Source organism: Streptomyces sp. CB01249 (assembly GCF_001905735.1).
Classification (GTDB): Bacteria; Actinomycetota; Actinomycetes; order Streptomycetales; family Streptomycetaceae; genus Streptomyces.
On the sequence record NZ_LISW01000007.1, the window covers coordinates 223,327 to 244,956 of the forward strand.

The following is a 21,630-nucleotide window of genomic DNA, read 5'->3' on the forward strand; positions in this document are numbered from 1 at the left end:
GTCCTACGCGCCTTCGGCGGCCTTCGCCGCGCGTTCGACCTTCGCTCGGTGGGCGTCCCAGAACGCGTCGTCCTGGGGCTTCTCGACGATCGCGGCCACCCGGCCCGTCGCGTGGTCGAGCTGTTCGCGGAGGATGTCGGCGTGGCCCGCGTGGCGGGCGGTCTCGCCGTGCATATGGATCATGATGTCGAACAGCCGCACCTCGGGCCGCCCCCACCACTCCACCCGCCCGGGCGCGTCGAGCGGGAGCGCGGCGATGGTGGCGTCCGCGTGCGCCCACGCCCGTCGGTAGCGCCCGGTGATCTCCTCCCGCGACTCCTCCTCGGCGGCCCACATCTCCGGTCCGCCCGGTTCGTTGTCCTGCCACCGGGGAAGCGGCTCGGGGAACGGCCGCCCGAAGACGTCCCCGAAGTACCGGGCCTCCCAGAACGACAGGTGCTTGACGAGCCCCAGCAGATTGGTCCCGGTATAGGTCAACGGCCTCCGGATGTCGTACTCGCCGAGCCCGTCGAGCTTCCAGACCATGGCCTCGCGGACGGTGCGCAGGTTGTTGTGGAGGCGTTCTTTCACCGCGTCATCGATCATGCGCACCGACTCTGCCATCAGAGGGACCCCACCGGAACGCCGGACCGATGACTTTCCCGGCCACGCGCAGTCTGAACCCGTGTAAAGCCCGCCGCCCGTACCCCGAGGACATCATGCGCACACTCATCAGCACCGCCTTCGTCTCCCTCGACGGTGTGGTCGAGGCCCCGGGCGGCGAGCCCGGCTACCGGAACTCCGGCTGGACCTTCAAGGGCATCGACTTCCTGCCCGAGGCGTACGAGATCAAGGGCCGGGAGCAGGAGGAGGCTGGGGCGCTCATGATGGGGCGGCGCAGCTACGAGGCGTTCAGCCCCGTGTGGCCGGGCATGGAGGAGTTCGCGGGCTACAAGGCGATGCCCAAGTACGTCGTCTCCACGACGCTCACCGAGGACGGCCTCGTGGACACCTGGGGCGAGACGCACATCCTCCGCTCCCTGGACGACGTCGCCGCGCTCAAGGAGACGGACGGCGCCCCGGTCATCGTGCACGGCAGCGCCACCCTCAACCACGCGCTCTCCGACGCCGGTCTGATCGACCGCTACCACCTCCTCGTCTTCCCGCTGCTCCTCGGCGCCGGAAAGCGCCTGTTCAGCGCGGCCGACAAGGACACCCGGCACCTGAGGCTCGTGGAGCACGAGGCGTTCCCCAACGGCATCCAGAAAAACGTCTTCGACGTAGTCCGCTGAGGCCGCCCGCACCCCAGAACAAGAGGAACCCACCATGCGCAAGATCATCGTCACCACGTTCCTGACCCTCGACGGCGTCATGCAGGCCCCCGGCGGTCCCGAGGAGGACCCGGAGAGCGGCTTCACGCACGGCGGCTGGCAGAAGCCCACGTACGACGACGGCGTCGGCGAGGCCATCGCCGACTGGTACGCCGACACCGACGCGATGCTCCTCGGCCGCAAGACGTACGACATCTTCGCCGGGTACTGGCCGACCGCCGACCCGGACAACCCGTTCACGGAGCGCATGAACTCCATGCACAAGTACGTGGCGTCCCGCACCCTGACGTCCGTGGACTGGCAGAACTCCACCCTCCTGACCGGCGACACCGCCGACGCCGTACGCCGCCTCAAGGAGACCGAGGGCCGCAACATCAACGTCGTCGGCAGCGGCGACCTCGCCCAGACCCTGATGCGCGAGGACCTGGTGGACGAGTACCGCCTCACCATCCACCCGGTCATCCTCGGCACCGGCAAACGCCTCTTCGCCGACGGCGCGGTCCCGACCGCCCTGGAGCCGGTCAAGGTCACGGGCACGAAGGGCGGCACGGTCCTGGCCGTCTACCGGCCCGCGGGACGGCCCGCGTACGACAGCTTCTAGCCACCGCGGGGCCCCGCCCGTCGCCGCTCCCCCGCGGTTTTGTCCGCGCTCCGTAACAGAGGCAGCCTCCGGGCCCCCTTCGCCTGTCCTGGTGGGGGGACGGTCGGCACGGGGCCGGCGGCGGTGGTGGATCGAAGGGGCGGGGCGGACATGGGGAAGCACAGGGAGCGGACGTGGCACGGGCGGCTCATCGCGGCGGCGCTCGGGGTCACGGCGCTGGCGGCCGCCACCTCCGTGTGGACCGCGCAGGCCGGCACCACCGCCGGGCAGCCGCCGACGGCCGTCGCGTCGGCCGCCTCGCACCCCGAGCGGCCCGCGGCCCGGAAGGTCGCGGAGGAGATCGTCCACGCGTCGGACAAGGGCCCCCGAGGGGTCAACATCACCATCGACGACGGGCCGGACCCCACTTGGACGCCCCAGGTGCTGCGGCTGCTCAAGGAGAACGGGGTCAAGGCCACGTTCTGCATGGTCGGCACGCAGGCCCGGGCCTACCCGGACCTGGTCAAGGCCGTCGTGGCGGGCGGCCACCGCCTGTGCGACCACACCGTCTCGCACGACGTCACCATGGACAAGAAGTCCGAGGCGTACCAGGCCAAGGAGATCCTCGACGCCGAGCGGATGATCACCGAGGCGTCAGGCGGCGTCCACCCGCAGTACTACCGCGCCCCGGGCGGCGCGTTCACCCCGTACAGCCGCAAGCTCGCCGCCTCGCACGGGATGCGGCCGCTGGGCTGGAACGTCGACACCAAGGACTTCGAGCACCCCGGCGCGGACGCGATCATCGCGACGGTCAGGAGCGAGATCGCCAACGGCCCGACCATCCTCTTCCACGACGCGGGCGGCAACCGCTCCCAGACCCTCGCCGCACTGGGCCGGGTGCTGCCCTGGCTGCGGGAGCAGGGGTACGTGTACGGCTTCCCCGTGCGGTGAGTCGGGTCCGGTCGGGCGCCGGTCTCAGTCGACGTTCGGCAGGTGGTGCGACTCCAGGGCCCGCATGGCGTGCGACGCGTTGAAGGGCAGGATCGTCACGACGACGTGCGGCAGTTGGTCCAGTGTCCGTGCCATCTTCTCGCCGGTGCCCCGGTGGAGGAGCTTGCCGAGCGCGTTGGCGTACATCCGCCGGGGGACGAGCACCGTCAGCGACGTGTCCTCGTCCCGCGTGGTGCGGACGGCGAGTTCGCGCATCGCGTGCCGGAGCCTGCGGTCGGGGCAGTCCACCAGCTCCAGTTCGACGGAGGTCGCGGAGGTCGACGCCCAGCGGGCGGACAGGCGTTCCGCACGCGCCGTGTCGATGGCGAAGTGCACGGCCCGTACGTTGTCGGGCCGCAGCTCGTGCGCGTACCGCAGGGCCTTCAGCGTCGCCAGGTCCAGCGTCTCCACCAGGACGAACACCTGGTGGTGGTGCGTACGCGGCCGGTCCGCGCCCCGGGGCAGCCGCTCAAGGGCGGCGGCCTCGCGCCGGTACTCGCGGTTGATCCGGATCAGCACCCAGACCCCGAGCGGGAAGATCACGACGACCAGCCAGGCGCCTTCGGTGAACTTCGTGACGGCGAAGACCAGCACGACGGCGGCGGAGACGGCCGCCGCGAGCGCGTTGGCCACGATCTTCACCCGTCGCAGCGGCTCCCGCCTGCGCAGGTGGTACGCGGTGAGGCCGGACCCGGCCATGGTGAAGGCGGTGAACACGCCGATCGCGTAGAGGGCCACGAGCCTGTCCACACTGGCCCCGGTGACGAGCAGCAGGGCCAGCGAGAGAGCGGCGAGCGTCATGATGCCGTTGGAGAACGCCAGCCGGTGTCCGCGCCGGGTCAGCACCCGGGGCAGAAACCGGTCCTGCGCGACGAAGCTCGCCAGGAACGGAAACCCCGTGAACGGTGTGTTCGCACCGGTGTAGAGGACCAGCGCCGTCGCCAGCTGTACGAGGACCAGCCCGGCCGTCCCCACCGCCCCGTTCCCGAACGCGAGCCTCGCCTCCTGCGCGATCACGGTCGGCGTTCCGTCGCTGTACGGGACGGCGTGGGTGAAGTGCGCGAGCGTCGAGACGCCCAGGACCAGCACGGCGAGCACGCAGCTCATGACGACGAGCGTGCGCCGGGCGTTGCGGCCCTGCGGTTCGCGAAAGGCGGAGATGCCGTTCGAGATCGCTTCGAGCCCGGTGAGGGACGAACCGCCGTTGGCGAAGGCGCGCAGCACGATGAAGAGGGAGGCACCGTAGAGCCACCCGTCCTGGGGCGTGCCCAGCGGAACGACACCGGCGGCCCCCAGGTCGGCGTGCGGCAGGTCGCCCACGAGGCCGCGCACCCCCGCGACGAGGAAGACCAGGCCCATCGCGGCCATGAAGAGGTAGGCGGGCAGCGCGAACATCCTGCCCGCCTCGCGGATCCCGCGCAGGTTCCCGTACCCGAGCAGCACGATCACCCCGGCCGAGACCGGCAGCTGGAGGTGGTCGAGGCCCGTCCAGCCGTTGCCCGCGAGATGCGCGAGCGAGATCAGCGCGTTCGTGCCCGCCGACACCTGGACGGCCACGGTGACGATGTAGTCCACGAGCAGCGCCACGGCGGCGACCTGCGCGACGTTCGGACCGAAGTTCTCCCGGGCCACCACGTAGGAGCCGCCTGCCCGGGTGTAGATCGAGACGACATCGCTGTAGCAGAGCGTCAGGAGCAGCAGCACCGCGAGAATCGCCCCGGTCACCGGCATGACCAGGGTGAAGGCCGCCGCTCCGACCACCGGCACCAGGACCCTCAGCATCTCCTCCGAGCCGTACGCCGACGAGCTGATGCAGTCGGAGGCGAGTACGCCGAGGGCCGTCCCGTTGCTCAGCTTCTCCTCGCCGACGCGTGCGGTGGTGAGCGGCTTGCCGAGAAGCCGCCGCTTGACCCGGTACACCGGTCGTTCGAGAGTCATTCCGCCATGAGACCCAGCGGCCGCCCCGGAGGCGGGCACGCACCGCCGCCGGGCCCGCGAACATCCCCCGGCAGCCCCAATCCGCCCTGCGCCGGGGCCCCGGTTCCGCCGCCGTCCGGCCGGAGGGCCACCCGCCGCTTCGGCGCCCGCAGTTCGCACCAGACCGTCTTGCGGTACGGGGCCTGCTCCACGCCCCAGCGGAGCGCGAGTGCGTCCAGCAGTTGGAGTCCGCGGCCCGACGTCGTCTCCGGGCCGGTGTCCCGGAGAACCGGCCAGACCGCCGCCGCGGGGTCGCTCACCGCGACCCGTACGCGTCCCGAGGGCGTCGCGCTGACGCGTAAGGCCACCGGCGTGCGCTCCCCCACATGAGTGATCACGTTCGCCAGCAACTCGCTGACGCACAGCAGGAGATCGCCCGCGTCCTCGCCCTCGAACCGCTCCCGCAGTATCTGCCGCACCTCCGGCACGGCCTGCGGGACCGCCAGGAACTCCCATGTCAGCGGCAGCCCGTTCATCCCCCGGCCGCCCTCTGAAGCACCTCGGCCAGCTGACGGGCCGTCTCCGTGTTGCAGTTACCGAGAGCGACGAGCGGCTGCCGGCTCGTCCACGCGAGAGTCAGCGGGTCAACTCCCAATGACGGCAGCGTGATGCCGTTGGCCTTGAGCGCCCCACGCAGTGCGTCGATCTCCGGGCCGATGTCGTACGGGGCGTGGTCCATGAGGGCCGTCCACCTTTCGGTCGCTTGCTGTGACGAACACCTCACACGCTGCCGCATGGACCTCTACCGTGGAAGCCAATTCCGCTCCACAGAGCGAGGCGTGAAAGGCGGTCGGCGGTGGCCAAGGAGATCGACGGATCGGCGGGAGTGTCCCAGTTCTACGGGAAGGAGCTCCGCTACCACAGAGAGGCGGCGGGCCTGACCCTGGAGAAGCTGGTGGAGGGCAGCTACTACGGGATCGGCCTGCTCAGCGCGATCGAGCACGGCGGCCGCGGCATGCCGATGGACCTCGCGGCGCATGTGGACCGCAGGCTGGGCACGGACTTCTTCGTCCGGCGTTGTGAAGACGTGCAGGAGGCCCGACGCAGGGGCCACGCGGAGTACTTCGCGCGCGTGCTGGAGGCGGAGAAGCAGGCGACCACCATCGAGGAGTGGTCTCCCACCCTCATTCCTGGGCTGCTTCAGACGGAGGCGTACGCCCGCACTGTGATCGGTGTTGAACGATTGCAGGAGCTTCCGGAGGAGACCGACGAGAAGGTCAAGGCGCGACTGGCACGGGCGCAGCTCTTCGAGGACAGCCACCAGACCCCCGAGTACTGGGCGATCCTGCCCGAGACCCTGCTGTGGAACGCCATCCTGCCGCCGGAGCAGATGGCCGAGCAACTGGACCACATTGCCGCCCTCATCAAGCGCGGCCGGATCTTTGTACAGATCATTCCGTGGAATTCAGGTGCGCACACCCTCATGCAAAGCAACATCATGGTGCTCGACTTCGCGGACGCTCCGCCGCTCGTCTACATGGAAGGCCAGCACCACGGCCAGACCGTCGACGATCCGGGCCTCGTGAAGCAGTACCGGAGGTCATACGATCTCCTGAGGGCCGCCGCCTCGCCGCTGGGGGCGTCCCTGGCCATGATCGAGGCTGCGGCAGAGGAATACCGAAATGGTGCGCAACCAGCACGACTTGACCGCCGCGACCTGGCGTAAGAGCAGCTACAGCAACAGCAGCGGCGGGAACTGCCTCGAAGTCGCCGACGGCCACTCCGGGCTCGTCCCCGTCCGGGACTCCAAGCGGCCCGACGGGCCCGCGCTCGTCGTCAACGCCGCCGCCTGGGCGCCGTTCATCGCATCCGTCAAGGCCGCCTGACGCGGTAGTACGGCTCCACCACCGCCCGTACCTCTTCCAGCAGCGCGGGTCCCTCCTGCGGTACGGGCGGTCGGCCGTTGCCGGGCCGGATGGCCAGCAACTGATCGCCGGAGAGGGCGAAGACCACCCGGCCGAGCCCCGCCTGCTGGATGACCGCCGCGCACATCGTGCAGGGCTCGCAGCTGGTGTACATCGTCGTGGCGGCGGCCGTCGCCGCGTCCAGCTCCCGCGCGGCCCAGCGGGCGAGCTTCAGTTCGGGGTGGGCGGTGATGTCGCGGTCGGTGAGGGTCGTGTTGCGGTCCTCCGCGAGCACCGTGCCGTCCGGGGCTGCGAGCAGCGAACCGTACGGCGGGTTGCCGTGCTCCCGGGCCTCGGCCGCGAGGGCGATGGCGCGCCGGAGGAGGGGGTGGTCGGCGGTCGTGGTCATGGCTGCTCCGTTGTCGAGAGGTGGGCGGCGACCGTGGCGAGGGCATGCCGGGCGGGCTGCGGGCGGGACGTCTCGCTCGGGTCGCCGTGGTAGGGGTCGAGGACGACGGTGTCGGCGCCCAGGAGCCTCAGCGCGTCCAGGTCGTCCATGATCTGGTCGAGCGTGCCCTCGCCTGCGAGGCGTTCGGGCCCGTCGCCCGGTGACGCGGTGAGCCGGAGCGCGATCCGGGGCGCGAACGCGGGGACAGGGGCTTCCTGTTCGGACGCGGCGGCCCGCAGCCGGTCCGCGCCCTCCCGGAGCCACGGCATCGTGCAGCGCAGGGGGTGCCAGGCGTCGCCGAACCGTACGGCCCGCCGCAGGCCCGCGTCGCTGTTGCCGCCGATCCAGACCGGGATGCGCCGGTCCCCGTAGGCGGCGGTGTCCGCCCACGCCTCCCGGAGGTCCCGCAGGACGTCGTCCGTGAGGCGTCCGCGCCGCTCGAAGGGGATGCCGAGGGCGGCGAACTCCTGCCGGGCCCAGCCCACTCCGACGCCGAGGACGAGCCGTCCGCCGCTGAGGGCGTCCAGGTTGGCCGCCATGCGGGCGGTCAGCAGGGGGTGGCGGTAGGGGGCGATGAGCACCGTCGTGCCGAGGCGGACGCGGGTGGTGAGGCCCGCGAGCCAGGACAGCGTGGTGAAGGGCTCGTAGAAGGGGGCCGGATAGCGCTCGGCGACGTCGGGCGTGATGGCCACGTGGTCGGAGAGCATCAGCAGGTCGAAGCCCAGGCCCTCCACGGTCTGCGCCCAGTCGCGCAGGACGCCGGGGTCCGTGCCGGGGCCGAAATTGGGGACGTTCACGCCGATCTTCACGCCGTCGAGCCTAGCCACGGCGACCCGCCTCCTTGAAGGGATTCCCGTCTGTTCAGGGGCAGTTCGGCCGTGGATATCCCGGTAATCTGACCGGATGACCGGGAATCTCGACTCGACGGACTGGGCCATCCTGGACGAGCTCCAGCGGGACGGCCGGATCGCCTTCACGGAGCTGTCGCGGCGGGTGAACCTGAGCGCGTCGGCGACGACGGAACGGGTGCGGCGGCTGGAAGCGGCCGGGATCGTGACGGGCTACCGCGCGGAGGTGGACCTCGAACGGGCCGGATACGTGGCGCTCGCGGTGGTCCGGCTCAAGTACCCCGGCAGTCGGCACGAACCGCTGCGCCGGATGCTGAAGGAGCGTACGGAGATCCTGGAGTGCCTGCGTACCACCGGGGACGACTGCTACGTCCTGAAGGTGGCGGCCACCTCGATGGAGCACCTGGAGGAGATCGTGGACGAGCTCGCCGAGTTCGGGAGCACGACGACCAATCTGGTGTTCAGCCGGACGCTGCCGTTCCGGGGGCCGGGCGAGCCCCGTGAGCGCTCGCGTCCGTAGCACCCGGCCACACGCACTGAGGGGCGCGCCCGGACGAATCCGGGCACGCCCCTCGGCGTCACCGCGCGACCGTTACCGGTCGAAGCGCTCGCTCGCCTCGTTCTGGGCGCGCTGGGCGGCGTCCTTCGCACGGTCGCGGCCCTGCTGGCCGGCGTCCTTGGCGCGGTCGCGGCCCTGGCCCTGACGCTGGCGGTCCTGCGCCTGGTCCTGCGCCTGGCCCGCGAGGTCCTTGGCCTTGTCCTTGAACTGGTCGGCGATGCCCATGCTGTTCACTCCTATGTGGTGCGTGGGATTCGGCCCCGGTGGGGCCTCGACCAGATTCACACGGGCCGCCACGCTCCGCATGTCGATCACTCACGCTCCGTACGCGAGGCGCGTTCCTGCTGGTCAGCGGCGCCTCCGGCACCGACGAGGCCCTTCCTCATGCCCTCCATGCGGGGGCCGAAGCGGCGCATCTCGCGCTGGCCGACGACGCCGATGAGGGTCGGCAGGTAGCCGCGTACGGACTGCATGCCGCGCAGCCACCACTGGGCGTAGACATGGGCGGAGCGGCGCTCGATCCCGGCGACGATGCGGTCGACGGCGGGGCCGAGGGGGTACGTGCGGTTGGTCGGCCAGGGCAGCCGCTTCCGCAGGTCCCGCATGACGTCGTCCTCGTCGGCGCCGCGCACCATGTCGGTGTCGGTCCAGGAGAGGTAGCCGACGCCGACCTTCACGCCCTTGTACCCGACCTCGGCGCGCAGGCTGTGCGCGAACGCCTCGACGCCGGACTTCGATGCGCAGTAGGCGCTCATCATCGGGGCCGGGGTCATCGCGGCGAGGGACGCGATCTGGAGGAAGTAGCCCCGGCTCTCCATCAGCACGGGCAGGAAGGCGCGAGCCGTCACCGCGCCGCCGATGAGGTTGACCTCGATCACGCGGCGCCAGGCGACGGGGTCGGAGTCGACCAGGGGGCCGCCGGAGGCGACGCCCGCGTTGGCGACGACGATGTCGACCTTGCCGAAGCGCGCCTTCACGTCCTGCGCGACGCGGGCCATCGCCTCGTGGTCGGTGACGTCGGCGTGCCAGTGGTCGCTTTCACCGTGGAGGCGGGCCGAAACCTTCTTCAGCTCGTCGGGTTCGAGGCCGACGAGGGCGAGGATCGCGCCCCGGGCGGAGAGCTTGCGGGCGAGGAGTTCACCGACGCCGCGTGCCGCGCCGGTGACGACGACGACCTGTCCTTCGAGACTTCCCGTGCCGCTCATGCGACCTCCTCCTTGCCCTCGATGTCTGTAGTACCCCGCGCGTCCCGGGCCGGGCCGCCCGGAAGATACGCGGTCACCAGTTCGCGTATCTTCGCGGTGACGAGCTCCGGCGCCTCGACGGGCGTCATGTGCCCCATGCCCGTCAGCTCGGTGAGACCGAGGCAGTCGGGCAGCGCCGCCGCGATGGCGCGGGCGTGGACGGGCGGGGTGAGCCGGTCCTCCGTACCCGCGATGATCGCGGTGGGCACGCGCAACTCCCGTACGCCCTCGTCGAGATCGAGCTCGGCGAGGACGTTCCCCCAGGCGACCCTGGGCAGGCGGGGGCAGGCGTGCACGATGCGGGCACAGGTGTCGACCCGGTCGGGTGCCGAACCCGCGCCCATCGTCCCGTACTTCAGTATCCGCCGTGAGACGGGCGTGACCGGCCCGAGCGGGGCCCGCGCGCCGAGGATCGCGCGGGTGAGGCGGGTGCGTACGGCTCCGGCGCGCATCGGGACGACCAGCGACTCGGCAAGGAGGCGCGAACTGCCGGTGCTGCACAGCAGGACGGCGACGGCGTGCTCGCGCAGCTGGGGGCGGCGGGAGGCGGCCATGATGGTCATGCCGCCCATGGAGTGCCCGGCGATGACGGCCTTCTCGCCGGGGCCGAGGGTCGCGGCGAGGACCGCTTCCAGGTCGTCGGCGAGGGCGCCGGTGCTGTAGCCGTCGCGGGCGGCGGCGGGCGAGGTGCCGTGGCCGCGCTGGTCGTAGGCGATGACGCGGTGGTCGACGGCCAGATCGCGTATCTGGGCGTCCCAGAAGCTGGTGTTGCAGGTCCAGCCGTGGGAGAGGACGACGGCGGGCGCGCCTTCCTGGCCGTGGATCTCGACGTGGATGCGGGAGCCGTCGGCGGAGACCGCGAGGAGTTCGCGGGCGGCCACGGGACGGCGGCCGGCGACGGGCAGGGGGCGGCTCATCGGACGGCCTCCTCGGAGACGGTGTCGCCGGACGCGCGCTGGGCGGGGACGGCCGCCGGGCGCAGGACCTGGTACTCGGACAGGTCGACGGTCCGGGTGGCCTTGCGGAACTCGGCGGTGGTGCCGGGCCAGACGGTGGTGTTGCGGCCGTTGGCGTCCAGGTACCAGCTGTTGCAGCCGCCGGTGTTCCAGACGGTGCGCTTCATGCGCTCCTGGACGCGGCGGTTCCAGGTGTTGACGGCGGAGGGGCGGGCGTCGAGGGCCGCCTTGCCGCCGAGGAGGTTCAGCTGGCGCAGGTAGTCGGCCATGTAGTTCAGCTGGGACTCGATCATGAGGATCATCGAGGAGTTCCCGAGCCCGGTGTTGGGGCCGATGATCGTCATCCAGTTGGGGAAGCCCGCCGCGCTGGCGCCGCGCAGCGCCTGCATGCCGTCCTTCCAGGACTCGGTGAGCGTGATCCCGTCGGCGCCGACGACGCGTTCGGCGATCGGCATGTCGGTGACGTGGAAGCCGGTGCCGAAGATGATCGCGTCGACCTCGGCCTCCGTACCGTCGGACGCGACGACCGTGTTGCCGCGGATCTCGGCGAGGCCGGAGGCGACGACGTCGACATTGGGCTGGGCGAGCGCGGGGTAGTACGTACTCGACAGCAGGATGCGCTTGCAGCCGATGCGGTACGAGGGGGTCAGCTTGGCGCGCAGGGCCGGGTCCTTGATGGCGCGGGCCATGTTGGACTTCGCTATGCGCTCGACCAGGCCGAGCTGGTCGGGGTGCTTGGTGAAGGCGCTGACCTGCAACTCCCGGATGCCCCACAGGAGTCCGCGGCGGGCGGCGCCGGTGGCGGGCACGGCGCGGTGGAGCCACTGCTCGGCGCCGCTGATCTTCCGGTCCATGCGGGGCATCACCCAGGGCGGGGTGCGCTGGAACAGCGTCAGCTTGCCCACCTTGGGCTGGATCGCGGGCACGATCTGGATGGCGGAGGCGCCGGTGCCGATCATCGCGACGCGCTTGCCGGTGAGGTCGGCGTCGTGATCCCAGCGGGCGGAGTGGAAGACCTTGCCGGGGAAGTCGGCGAGCCCCGGGATATCGGGCATCTTCGGGTCGGAGAGCGGCCCGGTCGCGGAGACGACGACGTCCGCGACGACGGTGTCGCCGTTGGCGCTGTCGATGATCCAGTGCAGCTCGTCGTTGTCCCAGCGCATCTGCTTCACCTCGTGGTTGAGGCGCAGATGGGCGCGGAGCCCGAAGGTGTCGGCGACGTGCTCCAGGTAGGCGCGGATGTGCTCCTGCCCGGAGAAGGTGCGCGGCCACTCGGGGTTGGGGGCGAACGAGAAGGAATACAGGTGGGACGGTACGTCGCAGGCGCAGCCGGGGTAGCTGTTGTCGCGCCAGGTGCCGCCGACGGAACCGGCGCGCTCCAGGATCACGAAATCGGTGATGCCTTCGCGGCGCAGCCGGACCGCGGCACCGAGGCCCCCGAATCCGGATCCGATCACCGCCACGCGTACATGCTCGTGCTGGGCCATGCTGCCGCCTCCTGCGGTACGTCACACGACTCTGCCAGCAATCACTGGCATGGTTGGGAGGGTAGAGCAGCTTCGTACCGATGGGTAGGGGGCGGACGAAGGAAAGTTACCGGCGGTACAACCTGGGGTCCGCGCCCCTGGGGAGGCGGATAAGGTGCGGGGGTGGCAGAAGGACCGGAGCACCGCGAGTACCGCATGGAGGAGCTGGCCAAGGAGGCCGGCATCCCCGTGCGGACCGTGCGCTTCTACCGTGAGCGCGGCCTGATCTCGCCGCCCCGCCGCGAGGGCCGCATCGCCTGGTACGACGACCACCACCTGGCCCGCCTGCGCACCATCACGGGCCTCCTGGAACGCGGCCACACCCTGACCGGCATCGCCGATCTCGCCCGTACCTTCGAGAGCGGCCGCGATGTCGCGGAGGTGCTGGGCCTGGGCGAACCGTCCGAGGAGACCCCGGTCCGCCTGACCCCCGAGCAGCTGGCGGACTACTTCGAGGGCGAGTCCACGCCGGAGAACCTGGCGCTGGCGATGGAGCTGGGCTACCTGGGGACGGACGGCGCGGAGATCGTCCACATCAGCCGCCGCCTGCTGGACGTCTCGGCCGAGCTGGTACGGGAAGGCGTACCGCTCTCCGCGGTGCTGTCCACGGGCCGCCACGTCCGCCACCACGCGGAGGCCCTGGCGGACCTGTTCGTATCCGTGCTCCAGGAGTACGGCGTGGAGACGGACCCGGAACCACCCCAACTGCGCCCCCTGGCACGGGCGGTGGTGGACGCGGAGCTGTCGATGGCGCTGGACCGCCGGCTGAGGCGCAAGCCGGAGCCGGAGGAGCCCGGGTAGATCCGGCGCGGATCTCCGGCGTTCCGCCTCCCGTACCGGCCGTCCCCGGCTAGGTTGCCGGGATGAAGCCGCTGACCGCCGAGGACCCCACGCGCATCGGCCCCTACCGCCTGATCGCCCGCCTGGGCGCGGGCGGGATGGGACTCGTCTACCTCGGCCGCTCGGACGTCGGCCGCACGGTCGCGGTGAAGGTCGTGCAGCGCGAGTACGCGGCGCAGCCGGAGTTCCGCAAGCGCTTCGCGCGCGAGGTGGCGGCGGCCCGGCGGGTGGGCGGAAGCTGGACGGCGGACGTCCTGGACGCGGACACCGGGGCCGAAGTGCCGTGGGTGGCCACGCAGTACGTACCGGGCCCCGATCTGACGACGGTGGTCGGCGCGGACTACGGGCCGCTGCCCGAGCACTCGGTCCGCGTCCTGGCGAACCGCCTCGCCCTCGCGCTGGAAGCCGTGCACGGGGCGGGGCTCATCCACCGCGACCTGAAGCCGTCCAACGTGCTGGTGACGGTGGACGGGCCGCGGGTCATCGACTTCGGGATCGCCCGCGCGATGGACAACCTGGCGGACGGCAGCCTGCTCACCCGGACGGGCATGCTGATCGGTTCGCCGGGCTTCATGTCCCCGGAACAGGTGAGGGGCCTCGAACTCACTCCGGCCAGCGATGTGTTCTGCCTGGGCGCGGTCCTGGTGTACGCGGCGACGGGCCGCCTTCTGTTCGGCGCGAGGGACACCGGTCTGAACGCGCACCTGTTCCGGATCGCGGAGGACGAACCCGATCTGACGGACGTCCCGGAGTCTCTGCTCCCCCTCGTACGCGCCTGCCTGGCGAAGGACCCGGCCGCCCGACCCACCCCGGAGGAGATCGCCGCCCGCACGTCCGGGAACGGGGACGGGGACGCGGTGTGGCTGCCGGGCGAGGTGCTGGCGGAGCTGGGGCGGAGATCGGCGAGGCTGCTGGATTACGTGCCGGAGGCGCGGGAGCCGATGGCCGGGGATTCGGACCGGGGGGCACCGGCGGACGCCTCCGCCGTGACGGAGCCGGTCGCCTCCCCCGCGTACCCGCCGACGACTCCCGCGCAGCCGCCCGGCGCGTCCCGCACGCGAGGCCTCGCCGTGATCGTGGTGGCGCAACTGGCGGTGCTGGCCGGGGCCGTGCTCGGGAATCCGGCCGGTCCCCACGGAGGGATGACGGCCTACCCCACGTCCGCGCCCGTCTCGTACGCCTTCGCGGTCGCCTTCGCCGCCATGCTGGTGCCCGGTGGCCACATCGCGGACCGGCTGGGCCGCAGGCGTTCGCTGATCACCGGTGTGGCGGGCTTCGCGGTGTCCGGCGTGCTCTCCGGGCTCGGCCTGCTGGCCGGTGCCACGCCGCTGCTCCTCGCGGGCCGCGCTCTGCAGGGCGGGTTCGGCGCGCTGGCGACGGCGGGGGCGCTGGCGACGGTGGCGGCGGGTTCGCGGGGCGGTGGGGGCCGGGGCTTCGGTGCCTACGCGGCGGCGAGCGCGTGCGGTCCGGTGCTCGGGCTACTGGGGAGCGATGCGCTGGCGTTCATGGCCAGGGGCCCGCTCACCGCCGTGGCACCGGCGCTCGCGCTGCTGGCCCTGACGGGTGCGCGGACGCTGCCGCCGGACTCCCCGGCCCGGACGGACGGCGCGGCGGCCGACCTGCCGGGCGCGCTGCTGGGCTTCCTGGGGGCGGGGGCGGTCATGTACGGCCTGGTGGGGATTCCGTCGGCGGGCAAGGTGGACAGCGAAGCGGTTGTCGGGCTGGGCGTGGGCGCCGCGCTGCTGATCGCGTTCGCGGTACGGCAGCGGACGGCGTCGGCCCCGCTGCTTCCGCCGTACATCCTCCGGGACCGCGCGCGCCGGGGCGGCCTTCTGACGATGGGCCTGGTCGGCTTCGGCGTCCTGAGCCTGCTGCCGCCGCTGGCCGACATGATGGGCGACGAGTTCTCCCACTCGGCGCCGTGGAAGGGGCCGATGCTGCCGATGCTGGTGGCGGTGGCCGTCAGCGGCGGCGGGCTCGCGCCGCGCCTGCTGCGCGACGGGATGACCCCGGCGCGCATGGCGGTGACGGGCCTGCCGACGACGGCGGCCGGGGTGGCGCTGGGCATCCTCGCCATCGAGAGCGACAGCGGTTACGCCGCCCTGTCGGCCTGCCTGATCGTGGCGGGCATCGGCATCGGCCTCACCCTCACCGCGCTGTTCACCGCCGCCCTGACGGACGCCACTCCCCGCCACTCCGGCGCGACGGCGGGCGCCCTGATGACCGCCCAGTCCCTGTCCGCAACCCTGGGCACCGGCCTGTACACCCTGCTCAACGGCCCCCCGTGGTGGGCGGCCCTGTGCATGCTCCTGGCGGCGGTGACAGCGGGGAGGATGCTGCGGATGGCGGGGGGTGGGCGGGTGTAGGGGGCGGGGTGACCGGGGCGACCGGGTGGGGGACGTACTACAGTCCCCGCTCGTGACCGATGCCGCGCACCGCACCGCCACGGATGACGACGCGCTTCTGGAGCGGCTGCGTGCCCTCGCCTGGGGGCCGGAAGACGCGCACCCCGCTGCCCGCTGTCTTCCGGATCAGCCGTTCCCGCCGCTCACGAACGCGGAGGCGGACCGCGTCGAACGCGGGCTCGGGTATCCCCTGCCCGGCCTGCTCCGCCGCGTCCACACCGAGGTGGGCGACGGCGGGTTCGGCCCGGAGGGCGGCCTCGCGTCGCTGACGCCACGGCGCGTTCCGCACTGGCCGGCCCCGGACTGGCCGTGCGCGACGGCCCGCCACGCCGGACGGACGGAGTGGGGGCCACCGGCGTCGTGGCTCTTCCTCACGGGTGGCGGCTGCACCATGGAGTGGTACGTCTCGCTCACCGCCGTCGACCACCCGGTCCTGCTCTGGGACGCCGACGGCTGGGAACCGGACCGGGGCGAGGACCCCCACGACGGACTGCGGTACGCGGCGCCGTCGTTGAGGCAGTGGCTCTGGACCTGGGCGGACGGCGGCAACGTCTGGGACGATGTGCTGGCCCGCACCGCGTAGGGCGCGGCGCCCTCGCCGTACCCCGCTCCTACTGCTCGTACACCACCGTCACCGGCGCGTGGTCGCTCCACCGCTCGCCGTGGGTGGCGGCCCGTTCGACCCATGCCTTCACGGCGCGGGCGGCGAGTCCGGGGGTCGCGACCTGGTAGTCGATGCGCCAGCCGGTGTCGTTGTCGAACGCGCGCCCCCGGTACGACCACCACGAGTACGGGCCCTCGACGTCCGGGTGCAGGGCGCGTACGACGTCGACGTACGCCGCCTCCTCGAAGACCCGGGTCAGCCAGGCGCGCTCCTCGGGGAGGAAGCCGGAGCTCTTGCGGTTGGCGCGCCAGTTCTTGAGGTCGGCCTCCTGGTGCGCGATGTTCCAGTCGCCGCAGACGACGACCTCGCGGCCCTCGGCGGCGGCGCGCGCCTTCAGCCCGGCCAGGTAGGGCAGGAAGGCGGCCATGAAGCGCTCCTTCTCCTCCTGCCGCTCGGTGCCGACCTCACCGGAGGGAAGGTAGAGGCTGGCCACGGTGACACCGGGCAGGTCGATCTCGACGTACCGCCCGCTCGTGTCGAACTCCTCGCACCCGTCGTGCCCGTACCCGCCGAAACCGATCTGTACGCGCTCCGGGGCGCGCCGCGAATAGAGGGAGACCCCGGCCCGGCCCTTGGCGGCGGCGGGCGCGTGGACGGTGTGCCAGCCCTCGGGGTCACGGACGTCCGCGGGCAGCTGCTCGGGCTCGGCGCGCACCTCCTGGAGGCAGATCACGTCGGCGTCGGTCTGCGCCAGCCACTCGACGAAGCCCTTCTTGGCGGCGGCGCGGAGACCGTTTACATTCACGCTGGTCACGGTGAGCATTCCGGCACGATACCGGCCAACGATGCCGCATACATGTACCATGCATCGCATGAATATCCACGTCCGGGCCTTCGACCACCCCGATGCCGTCAAACTCAACGATCGCGTGCAGCTCGAATACGCCGAGCGCTACGGCGATGGGGGCGATGTCACACCACTGGACGCCACGATGTTCGACCCGCCTCACGGCCTGTACCTGATCGCCTACGACGCGTCGGACCAGCCCGTCGCCACGGGCGGCTGGCGCTCCCAGGAGCACAACGACGAGGGCTACTCGGACGGCGACGCCGAGCTGAAGCGGATGTACGTCATACCGGAGGGCCGCGGCCTGGGCCTCGCCCGCCGCATCCTGGCCGCCCTGGAGGCGGACGCCCGCGCCGCGGGCCGCACCCGCATGGTCCTGGAAACGGGCGACCGCCAACCGGAGGCCATCGCCCTGTACCTCTCCAGCGGCTACACCCCGTGCGAGAAGTTCGGCCACTACCGCACGTACGACACCAGCCGCTGCTTCGCGAAGCCACTGCGGGGGGACGGCGCGGCCTGACGGGGCACACCTCTCAGGGAGCGGTGAGGGCGATCTCGTCCCCGGCGGACGTCGTAGCCACCAGGACGAGGTCCGCGCCCAGCGCACTCAGATAGCGGCGGAGTTGCCGCTGACTGACCTCCCGTACCGGCAGACACTCCAAGCGGGACACGTTGGGCTGCGCCGTCCCCATGCGCGCCGCCACCTCGGCCTGCGTCAGGCCGGCACGCTCTCTCAGCTCGACGAGTCTCACGCGTCGCCGGCCTTCCCGTAACGGCGGAAGGCACCGGTCTCGATGGACCAGGCGCCCAGCCTGACGGTGTCTCCGAAGATGTACTGTTCCCCGTTCTGGTAAGCGCCCCGAAAAGGCTCGTCGTGCACGGCGATGGTGCCGTTCCTGGGGTCGACGATCATGTAGAGGCCGATTCCCATGGCGGGGTAGTCGGCCATCTTCTCGACGTAATCATTGCTCGGGTTCGACCGGGAAACCACTTCGACGCAGGCCAGAACCTCGTCCGGAGCGAGGGAGTCCCGGTCGGAGTCCAGGGCGCGCTCCTCGCACACCAACACGTCCGGCCGACGCATCCGCCCGACCCTTGGATCCTCGACCTCCGGGCCGGTCTCCGCGATCCAGCCCGGGTTCGTCGCCCCGATCTGCTGATTGATCTGGTCCCTGATCCGGCCGGCGATCCGCTCGTGGCGGTTGACCGGGCTCATCATCGCCATGACCGGCCCGCCGGCACCGATCTCCACACTCCAGGAGCCTTCCAGCTGCTCGGCGTACTCCGAGAGCTCGTCGGCGACCTTTCGCATCCACGCATAGTCGAGACCCATGCCTTCAGCATATCGAAAACGATATGCACCGCCGCCCCGCGCAGTACGCCCGTATCGGTGGCGACCTCTACGCGGGTCCGTCGAGATCGTCACGGGGACGTCCTCGCGGACGAAGGGCGGGCTCACGGACTACCTGATGATCCGCGATGACGGTGTCCGCCGCTACGGCGCAGTGGCCCACGTGAAACCCGCCAACGGTGGACTCACCCTGCGCCTCACCAAGGAGGACGTTGCGGACGTCGACCCCGTTCACGTCAAGCTTCGCGACGTGCGGCCGGGACACCAGTACGTGGTCAACTGCCCGCTGCGGGATGCCGAAACGGTGCGGTTCGCCGTGGATCTGACTATCCGCGCCCTCCGCAAGGTCCGCGGGGCTGACGACGAGGCGTAAACCAGACGGGGCGCGGACCGATCCGCGGGAGCGTAGCGTTGACAGTTAGCCACACCCTCGGGGGCCGTGCCCGAGGAGGCGCCTGACGATGACTACCGGACCCACCCCTGCCTGGGGTCCTCCCGGCGAGGTACCGCCGCCGGCTTCCGGCCCCACCCGAAAGCACCACCGGGTCTTCCTCTGGGTGTTCCTGGCAGTGCAGGCGCTGTTCCTGGCCTGGGTGATCTCCGGCGCCAGGAGCAACGACCACGCGTCCTGCAAGGGGATGGTGGGCGACGCCCTCAAGACCTGCCAGGACGCCGGTGACGCCGGAACCGCGATCGGAGTCGGCCTCGTGATCGGCCTGTGGGTGGCGGTGGACCTCATCCTCGGCATCACGTACGGCGTCTACCGGCTGGCCCGCAAGCGCGCCTGAGGCCCGTCGCCGTTCCCTCAACCCGCCTTCGGGAACGCCGTCTTCAGGGCCACCCCCCGGGTGAGGAACGCGACGCGGATCACCGGGAGCATGCACAGCGTCTGCGTCACCGCGTACCAGGGCGGGCAGACGCCCGGGATCAGGTCGACGCCGATGATGGCGATGGGCATGATCACCGCGAGGGTGCTCACGCGGTCGAAGGCGCGGCGGGAACCCGCCTCCGCCGAGGCCGTGATGCGGTGGAGTACGTACGCGATCAGCGGCAGCAGGACCGCGCGGACCCACATGAAGGTGTTCACCGTGTGACCGGTCGCGGCCACCACGACGACCGCGCCGAGGGCGGTGGCGGTGAGTGCGCCGTAGAGCGTGATGCTCCGGCGTGCCGTTGCGAGGGCCCTCAGGGCCTCGGGCTGAAGGTTCGTGTTCGTGGTCATGGTGACGACGCTACGAAGCGCCGATCGGGCTCGGTATGCGTCTGAGCGCACAAGGGGGTGGGTCCAGGCCCACTCCTCGCCCGAGCGGTGCCTCCGGGCCCTCCGGCCGGTGCAGAGTGGGGGCGTCGGGACGGACACGGAGAGGCAGGCGGCGGGCGATGAGAGTGCTGGGGTCGTGGGCGGCCGGGGCGGGCATCGGGTTCGTACGGGCGTGCGCCGTCGCCGCCGTCACGCTTCTGATCCCGGCCGTGTGGGCGGGCGCGGTGGCGTGGGGCATCGCGTGGGGCGCGGCGAACCCCTGGTCGTGGATCGGGCCGTTGGTGCTGGTGTGCGTGGGCACGCTCGCGCTCGCGCGCCCCGTGTGCCAGGCCGTCCGCTCCCTGGTCGCCCGCTGGTCCGGGACCGAGATCCCGTCCGGCTACCGAACCGCCCCGCCGGTGACACGCATGGCCACCGGCTTCTGGTGGAACGGCTTCGCCTACCACCGCACCCGCCGGGACGCCCTCATGGACCAGCGGTGGCGGCTGCGCTGGAAGGACCCGGCGAACTGGCGCGACCTGCGGTTCGCGGTGATCGCCCCGTTCACGGCGGGAATCGTGGCGTGCGTGCCACTCGCGGGAGTGGTGTGGGGTGCCGTCGGGGTGGGAACGGGCCGCCCGGCCTCGCTCCTCGCCCTCCTCGTGACCCTCGCCTCTTCCCCGTACGCCTGGCGGACAGTCACCCCGGTCGCGGTCCGTTTCCTGCGGCCGTCCGCCAGGATGGCGCTCGCGGACCGGGTGGACGAACTCACGGGACAGCGGGCCGATGCGACGGTGGCTCAGGCGGCCGAGATCCGCCGGATCGAACGGGATCTGCACGACGGGGCGCAGGCCCGGCTCGTCGCGCTCGGGATGTCCCTCGCGACGGTGGAGAAGCTGATGGAGACCGACCCGGACCGGGCCAGGGCGCTGATGCGCGAGGCGCGGGCGGGCGCCACCGCCTCGCTGGCCGAACTGCGCGACCTGGTGCACGGGATCAACCCTCCCGTGCTCAACGACCGGGGCCTCGTCGACGCCGTACGCGCCCTCGCCCTCGACAGCCCCCTCGAAACGGAGGTCGTCGCGGACGCGCCGAGGCGGCTGGACGCACCCGTCGAGTCGGCCGTCTACTTCGGCATCGCCGAGCTGCTGACCAACGCGGTCAAGCACGCCCGTGCGACCCGGATGCGGATCTCCCTCGCGCAGGACGGGACCGGCCTGGTCGTGGAGGCGGAGGACGACGGGCGCGGCGGTGCGGTCGTCCGGGAAGGCGGCGGACTCGCGGGGCTGCGGCGGCGCCTCGCGGTGTTCGACGGCAGCCTGGAGGTCACGAGTCCGGCCGGCGGGCCGACCCGCGCGAGGATCATGGTGCCATGCGAATCGTTGTAGCCGAGGACCTGTATCTCCTGCGGGACGGCATGGTCCGTCTCATCGAGGCGTACGGACACGAGGTGGTGGGTACGGCCACGACCGGACCGGAAACGCTGGCCGCCCTGCGCGAGTTCCGCCCGGACGTGGCGGTGGTGGACGTCCGCATGCCGCCGACGCAGACCGACGAGGGCCTGCGCGCGGCCCTCGCCGCCCGCGCCGAGACGCCGGGGCTGCCCGTCCTGATCCTGTCCCAGTACGTGGAGCAGCTGTACGCCCGCGAGTTGCTGGCCGACGGCTCGGGCGGCGTCGGCTACTTCCTGAAGGAGAGCGTGTTCGACGCGGACCAGTTCATCGACGCGCTGGAACGCGTCGCGGCCGGCGGCACGGCCATGGACCCGACGGTCATCGCGAAGCTCCTGTCCAGCGGCTCCTCACACCGCCGCCTCGACAAACTCACCGAGCGCGAGCACGAGGTCCTGGCCCTGATGGCCGAGGGCCTCTCCAACCAGGCCATCGCGACCCGCCTCTTCCTCAGCGACAGCGCGATCAGCAAGTACACGACGTCCCTCTTCGCCAAGCTCGGCATCACGGACGACGGCGCGGCCAACCGCCGCGTACTGGCGGTGCTGGCGTACCTGAACAACCCCTGACCCCTCCTCCCGGCGGACGTCCGCGAGCGCGACGGCCAGGG

General features: G+C 71.7%; 28 protein-coding genes. 14 read left to right on the forward strand and 14 right to left on the reverse strand.

Features of this window, described 5'->3' with window-relative positions; genetic code table 11:
- Positions 1-3: 3 nt before the first annotated feature.
- Positions 4-585, reverse strand: coding sequence for a DinB family protein (locus AMK18_RS27810; RefSeq protein ID WP_073865048.1), 582 nt, complete (start codon positions 583-585; stop codon positions 4-6).
- 113 nt (positions 586-698) lie between these two features.
- On the opposite strand from AMK18_RS27810, the gene AMK18_RS27815 reads away from it, so the two are divergent.
- From AMK18_RS27815 to AMK18_RS27825, 3 genes are all read left to right on the forward strand, one after another.
- Positions 699-1,271, forward strand: coding sequence for a dihydrofolate reductase family protein (locus tag AMK18_RS27815; protein ID WP_073864926.1), 573 nt, complete (start codon positions 699-701; stop codon positions 1,269-1,271).
- Between the two features lie 34 nt (positions 1,272-1,305).
- The gene (locus AMK18_RS27820) at positions 1,306-1,911 is read left to right on the forward strand and encodes a dihydrofolate reductase family protein (RefSeq protein ID WP_073864927.1); all 606 of its coding nucleotides are present in this window, start codon (positions 1,306-1,308) and stop codon (positions 1,909-1,911) included.
- A gap of 150 nt (positions 1,912-2,061) precedes the next feature.
- Positions 2,062-2,841 carry a polysaccharide deacetylase family protein gene (locus AMK18_RS27825; protein WP_073864928.1) on the forward strand — a complete coding sequence of 260 codons (780 nt, stop codon included), beginning with the start codon at positions 2,062-2,064 and terminating at the stop codon, positions 2,839-2,841.
- 24 nt (positions 2,842-2,865) lie between these two features.
- On the opposite strand, the gene AMK18_RS27830 is transcribed toward AMK18_RS27825, so the two are convergent.
- Genes AMK18_RS27830 through AMK18_RS27840 form a run of 3 tightly spaced genes read right to left on the reverse strand, consistent with a single transcriptional unit; the run spans position 2,866 to position 5,536 of the window.
- Positions 2,866-4,818 (reverse strand): APC family permease, encoded by a 1,953-nt coding sequence (locus AMK18_RS27830; RefSeq protein ID WP_073864929.1) that lies wholly within the window; start codon positions 4,816-4,818, stop codon positions 2,866-2,868.
- Entirely contained in the window at positions 4,815-5,333 is a 519-nt protein-coding gene (locus AMK18_RS27835) for an ATP-binding protein (protein WP_073864930.1), read from the reverse strand. The genes AMK18_RS27830 and AMK18_RS27835 overlap by 4 nt, the downstream gene beginning before the upstream one ends.
- Positions 5,330-5,536: a hypothetical protein gene (locus AMK18_RS27840; protein WP_073864931.1), complete on the reverse strand. Its 207-nt coding sequence runs from the start codon at positions 5,534-5,536 to the stop codon at positions 5,330-5,332. Before AMK18_RS27840 ends, AMK18_RS27835 begins: the two co-directional genes overlap by 4 nt.
- 117 nt (positions 5,537-5,653) lie before the next feature.
- Between AMK18_RS27840 and AMK18_RS27845 the strand changes: the two genes are divergently transcribed.
- Both AMK18_RS27845 and AMK18_RS27850 read left to right on the forward strand, forming a co-directional pair.
- Positions 5,654-6,523, forward strand: coding sequence for a helix-turn-helix domain-containing protein (locus AMK18_RS27845; protein WP_420707114.1), 870 nt, complete (start codon positions 5,654-5,656; stop codon positions 6,521-6,523).
- Positions 6,480-6,683 (forward strand): DUF397 domain-containing protein, encoded by a 204-nt coding sequence (locus AMK18_RS27850; RefSeq protein ID WP_198957095.1) that lies wholly within the window; start codon positions 6,480-6,482, stop codon positions 6,681-6,683. The genes AMK18_RS27845 and AMK18_RS27850 overlap by 44 nt, the downstream gene beginning before the upstream one ends.
- Here AMK18_RS27850 and AMK18_RS27855 read toward each other — a convergent pair.
- Together AMK18_RS27855 and AMK18_RS27860 are read right to left on the reverse strand one after the other, a co-directional pair.
- Entirely contained in the window at positions 6,670-7,110 is a 441-nt protein-coding gene (locus AMK18_RS27855; protein ID WP_073864932.1) for a nucleoside deaminase, read from the reverse strand. The two genes, AMK18_RS27850 and AMK18_RS27855, sit on opposite strands and share 14 nt — an antisense overlap.
- Positions 7,107-7,958 (reverse strand): LLM class flavin-dependent oxidoreductase, encoded by an 852-nt coding sequence (locus AMK18_RS27860; protein WP_073864933.1) that lies wholly within the window; start codon positions 7,956-7,958, stop codon positions 7,107-7,109. The genes AMK18_RS27855 and AMK18_RS27860 overlap by 4 nt, the downstream gene beginning before the upstream one ends.
- A 94-nt stretch (positions 7,959-8,052) precedes the next feature.
- On the opposite strand from AMK18_RS27860, the gene AMK18_RS27865 reads away from it, so the two are divergent.
- Entirely contained in the window at positions 8,053-8,517 is a 465-nt protein-coding gene (locus AMK18_RS27865) for an Lrp/AsnC family transcriptional regulator (protein WP_073864934.1), read from the forward strand.
- A gap of 72 nt (positions 8,518-8,589) precedes the next feature.
- On the opposite strand, the gene AMK18_RS27870 is transcribed toward AMK18_RS27865, so the two are convergent.
- From AMK18_RS27870 to AMK18_RS27885, 4 genes are all read right to left on the reverse strand, one after another.
- Positions 8,590-8,781: a hypothetical protein gene (locus AMK18_RS27870; protein WP_018104208.1), complete on the reverse strand. Its 192-nt coding sequence runs from the start codon at positions 8,779-8,781 to the stop codon at positions 8,590-8,592.
- 86 nt (positions 8,782-8,867) lie between these two features.
- Positions 8,868-9,761 carry an SDR family oxidoreductase gene (locus AMK18_RS27875; RefSeq protein WP_073864935.1) on the reverse strand — a complete coding sequence of 298 codons (894 nt, stop codon included), beginning with the start codon at positions 9,759-9,761 and terminating at the stop codon, positions 8,868-8,870.
- Entirely contained in the window at positions 9,758-10,717 is a 960-nt protein-coding gene (locus tag AMK18_RS27880) for an alpha/beta fold hydrolase (RefSeq protein WP_073864936.1), read from the reverse strand. Before AMK18_RS27880 ends, AMK18_RS27875 begins: the two co-directional genes overlap by 4 nt.
- Positions 10,714-12,243, reverse strand: a complete 1,530-nt coding sequence (locus AMK18_RS27885) for a flavin-containing monooxygenase (protein WP_018104211.1) — start codon at positions 12,241-12,243, stop codon at positions 10,714-10,716. Before AMK18_RS27885 ends, AMK18_RS27880 begins: the two co-directional genes overlap by 4 nt.
- Before the next feature lie 195 nt (positions 12,244-12,438).
- On the opposite strand from AMK18_RS27885, the gene AMK18_RS27890 reads away from it, so the two are divergent.
- The 3 genes from AMK18_RS27890 (at position 12,439) to AMK18_RS27900 (ending at position 16,110) form a co-directional block, all read left to right on the forward strand.
- Positions 12,439-13,083, forward strand: a complete 645-nt coding sequence (locus AMK18_RS27890) for a MerR family transcriptional regulator (protein ID WP_018104212.1) — start codon at positions 12,439-12,441, stop codon at positions 13,081-13,083.
- Positions 13,084-13,145: 62 nt separating this feature from the next.
- Complete coding sequence (locus AMK18_RS27895) at positions 13,146-15,488, forward strand: bifunctional serine/threonine protein kinase/MFS transporter (protein ID WP_073864937.1); 2,343 nt, start codon at positions 13,146-13,148, stop codon at positions 15,486-15,488.
- Positions 15,489-15,540: 52 nt separating this feature from the next.
- Positions 15,541-16,110 carry a hypothetical protein gene (locus tag AMK18_RS27900; RefSeq protein ID WP_073864938.1) on the forward strand — a complete coding sequence of 190 codons (570 nt, stop codon included), beginning with the start codon at positions 15,541-15,543 and terminating at the stop codon, positions 16,108-16,110.
- A gap of 28 nt (positions 16,111-16,138) precedes the next feature.
- On the opposite strand, the gene AMK18_RS27905 is transcribed toward AMK18_RS27900, so the two are convergent.
- Positions 16,139-16,954, reverse strand: coding sequence for an exodeoxyribonuclease III (locus AMK18_RS27905; RefSeq protein WP_073864939.1), 816 nt, complete (start codon positions 16,952-16,954; stop codon positions 16,139-16,141).
- A 49-nt stretch (positions 16,955-17,003) separates the two neighbouring features.
- Here AMK18_RS27905 and AMK18_RS27910 point away from each other — a divergent pair, with 49 nt between their 5' ends.
- Positions 17,004-17,498, forward strand: coding sequence for a GNAT family N-acetyltransferase (locus AMK18_RS27910; RefSeq protein ID WP_073864940.1), 495 nt, complete (start codon positions 17,004-17,006; stop codon positions 17,496-17,498).
- A 13-nt stretch (positions 17,499-17,511) separates the two neighbouring features.
- Here AMK18_RS27910 and AMK18_RS27915 read toward each other — a convergent pair whose 3' ends face one another.
- A complete protein-coding gene (locus AMK18_RS27915) occupies positions 17,512-17,730 on the reverse strand; it encodes an XRE family transcriptional regulator (protein ID WP_018104216.1) in 219 nt (72 codons plus the stop codon).
- Positions 17,727-18,311, reverse strand: a complete 585-nt coding sequence (locus AMK18_RS27920) for a Uma2 family endonuclease (protein WP_018104217.1) — start codon at positions 18,309-18,311, stop codon at positions 17,727-17,729. Before AMK18_RS27920 ends, AMK18_RS27915 begins: the two co-directional genes overlap by 4 nt.
- Positions 18,312-18,447: 136 nt before the next feature.
- Between AMK18_RS27920 and AMK18_RS27925 the strand changes: the two genes are divergently transcribed.
- Both AMK18_RS27925 and AMK18_RS27930 read left to right on the forward strand, forming a co-directional pair.
- Complete coding sequence (locus AMK18_RS27925) at positions 18,448-18,702, forward strand: hypothetical protein (protein ID WP_073864941.1); 255 nt, start codon at positions 18,448-18,450, stop codon at positions 18,700-18,702.
- A gap of 88 nt (positions 18,703-18,790) precedes the next feature.
- Positions 18,791-19,117 (forward strand): hypothetical protein, encoded by a 327-nt coding sequence (locus AMK18_RS27930; protein ID WP_073864942.1) that lies wholly within the window; start codon positions 18,791-18,793, stop codon positions 19,115-19,117.
- A gap of 17 nt (positions 19,118-19,134) precedes the next feature.
- Here AMK18_RS27930 and AMK18_RS27935 read toward each other — a convergent pair whose 3' ends face one another.
- Complete coding sequence (locus AMK18_RS27935) at positions 19,135-19,551, reverse strand: hypothetical protein (RefSeq protein ID WP_073864943.1); 417 nt, start codon at positions 19,549-19,551, stop codon at positions 19,135-19,137.
- Positions 19,552-19,709: 158 nt separating this feature from the next.
- On the opposite strand from AMK18_RS27935, the gene AMK18_RS27940 reads away from it, so the two are divergent.
- Together AMK18_RS27940 and AMK18_RS27945 are read left to right on the forward strand one after the other, a co-directional pair.
- The gene (locus tag AMK18_RS27940) at positions 19,710-20,957 is read left to right on the forward strand and encodes a sensor histidine kinase (protein WP_073864944.1); all 1,248 of its coding nucleotides are present in this window, start codon (positions 19,710-19,712) and stop codon (positions 20,955-20,957) included.
- Positions 20,942-21,589 (forward strand): response regulator transcription factor, encoded by a 648-nt coding sequence (locus AMK18_RS27945; RefSeq protein ID WP_073864945.1) that lies wholly within the window; start codon positions 20,942-20,944, stop codon positions 21,587-21,589. Before AMK18_RS27940 ends, AMK18_RS27945 begins: the two co-directional genes overlap by 16 nt.
- Positions 21,590-21,630: the final 41 nt, after the last annotated feature.

Coding starts and splice junctions, on each gene's coding strand:
- AMK18_RS27810 (WP_073865048.1), bottom strand. CDS start 585: ATGATCGATGACGCGGTGAAAGAACGCCTCCACAACAACCTGCGCACC.
- AMK18_RS27815 (WP_073864926.1), top strand. CDS start 699: ATGCGCACACTCATCAGCACCGCCTTCGTCTCCCTCGACGGTGTGGTC.
- AMK18_RS27820 (WP_073864927.1), top strand. CDS start 1,306: ATGCGCAAGATCATCGTCACCACGTTCCTGACCCTCGACGGCGTCATG.
- AMK18_RS27825 (WP_073864928.1), top strand. CDS start 2,062: ATGGGGAAGCACAGGGAGCGGACGTGGCACGGGCGGCTCATCGCGGCG.
- AMK18_RS27830 (WP_073864929.1), bottom strand. CDS start 4,818: ATGACTCTCGAACGACCGGTGTACCGGGTCAAGCGGCGGCTTCTCGGC.
- AMK18_RS27835 (WP_073864930.1), bottom strand. CDS start 5,333: ATGAACGGGCTGCCGCTGACATGGGAGTTCCTGGCGGTCCCGCAGGCC.
- AMK18_RS27840 (WP_073864931.1), bottom strand. CDS start 5,536: ATGGACCACGCCCCGTACGACATCGGCCCGGAGATCGACGCACTGCGT.
- AMK18_RS27850 (WP_198957095.1), top strand. CDS start 6,480: ATGGTGCGCAACCAGCACGACTTGACCGCCGCGACCTGGCGTAAGAGC.
- AMK18_RS27855 (WP_073864932.1), bottom strand. CDS start 7,110: ATGACCACGACCGCCGACCACCCCCTCCTCCGGCGCGCCATCGCCCTC.
- AMK18_RS27865 (WP_073864934.1), top strand. CDS start 8,053: ATGACCGGGAATCTCGACTCGACGGACTGGGCCATCCTGGACGAGCTC.
- AMK18_RS27870 (WP_018104208.1), bottom strand. CDS start 8,781: ATGGGCATCGCCGACCAGTTCAAGGACAAGGCCAAGGACCTCGCGGGC.
- AMK18_RS27875 (WP_073864935.1), bottom strand. CDS start 9,761: ATGAGCGGCACGGGAAGTCTCGAAGGACAGGTCGTCGTCGTCACCGGC.
- AMK18_RS27880 (WP_073864936.1), bottom strand. CDS start 10,717: ATGAGCCGCCCCCTGCCCGTCGCCGGCCGCCGTCCCGTGGCCGCCCGC.
- AMK18_RS27885 (WP_018104211.1), bottom strand. CDS start 12,243: ATGGCCCAGCACGAGCATGTACGCGTGGCGGTGATCGGATCCGGATTC.
- AMK18_RS27890 (WP_018104212.1), top strand. CDS start 12,439: ATGGAGGAGCTGGCCAAGGAGGCCGGCATCCCCGTGCGGACCGTGCGC.
- AMK18_RS27895 (WP_073864937.1), top strand. CDS start 13,146: ATGAAGCCGCTGACCGCCGAGGACCCCACGCGCATCGGCCCCTACCGC.
- AMK18_RS27905 (WP_073864939.1), bottom strand. CDS start 16,954: ATGCTCACCGTGACCAGCGTGAATGTAAACGGTCTCCGCGCCGCCGCC.
- AMK18_RS27910 (WP_073864940.1), top strand. CDS start 17,004: ATGAATATCCACGTCCGGGCCTTCGACCACCCCGATGCCGTCAAACTC.
- AMK18_RS27920 (WP_018104217.1), bottom strand. CDS start 18,311: ATGGGTCTCGACTATGCGTGGATGCGAAAGGTCGCCGACGAGCTCTCG.
- AMK18_RS27925 (WP_073864941.1), top strand. CDS start 18,448: ATGATCCGCGATGACGGTGTCCGCCGCTACGGCGCAGTGGCCCACGTG.
- AMK18_RS27930 (WP_073864942.1), top strand. CDS start 18,791: ATGACTACCGGACCCACCCCTGCCTGGGGTCCTCCCGGCGAGGTACCG.
- AMK18_RS27935 (WP_073864943.1), bottom strand. CDS start 19,551: ATGACCACGAACACGAACCTTCAGCCCGAGGCCCTGAGGGCCCTCGCA.
- AMK18_RS27940 (WP_073864944.1), top strand. CDS start 19,710: ATGAGAGTGCTGGGGTCGTGGGCGGCCGGGGCGGGCATCGGGTTCGTA.
- AMK18_RS27945 (WP_073864945.1), top strand. CDS start 20,942: ATGCGAATCGTTGTAGCCGAGGACCTGTATCTCCTGCGGGACGGCATG.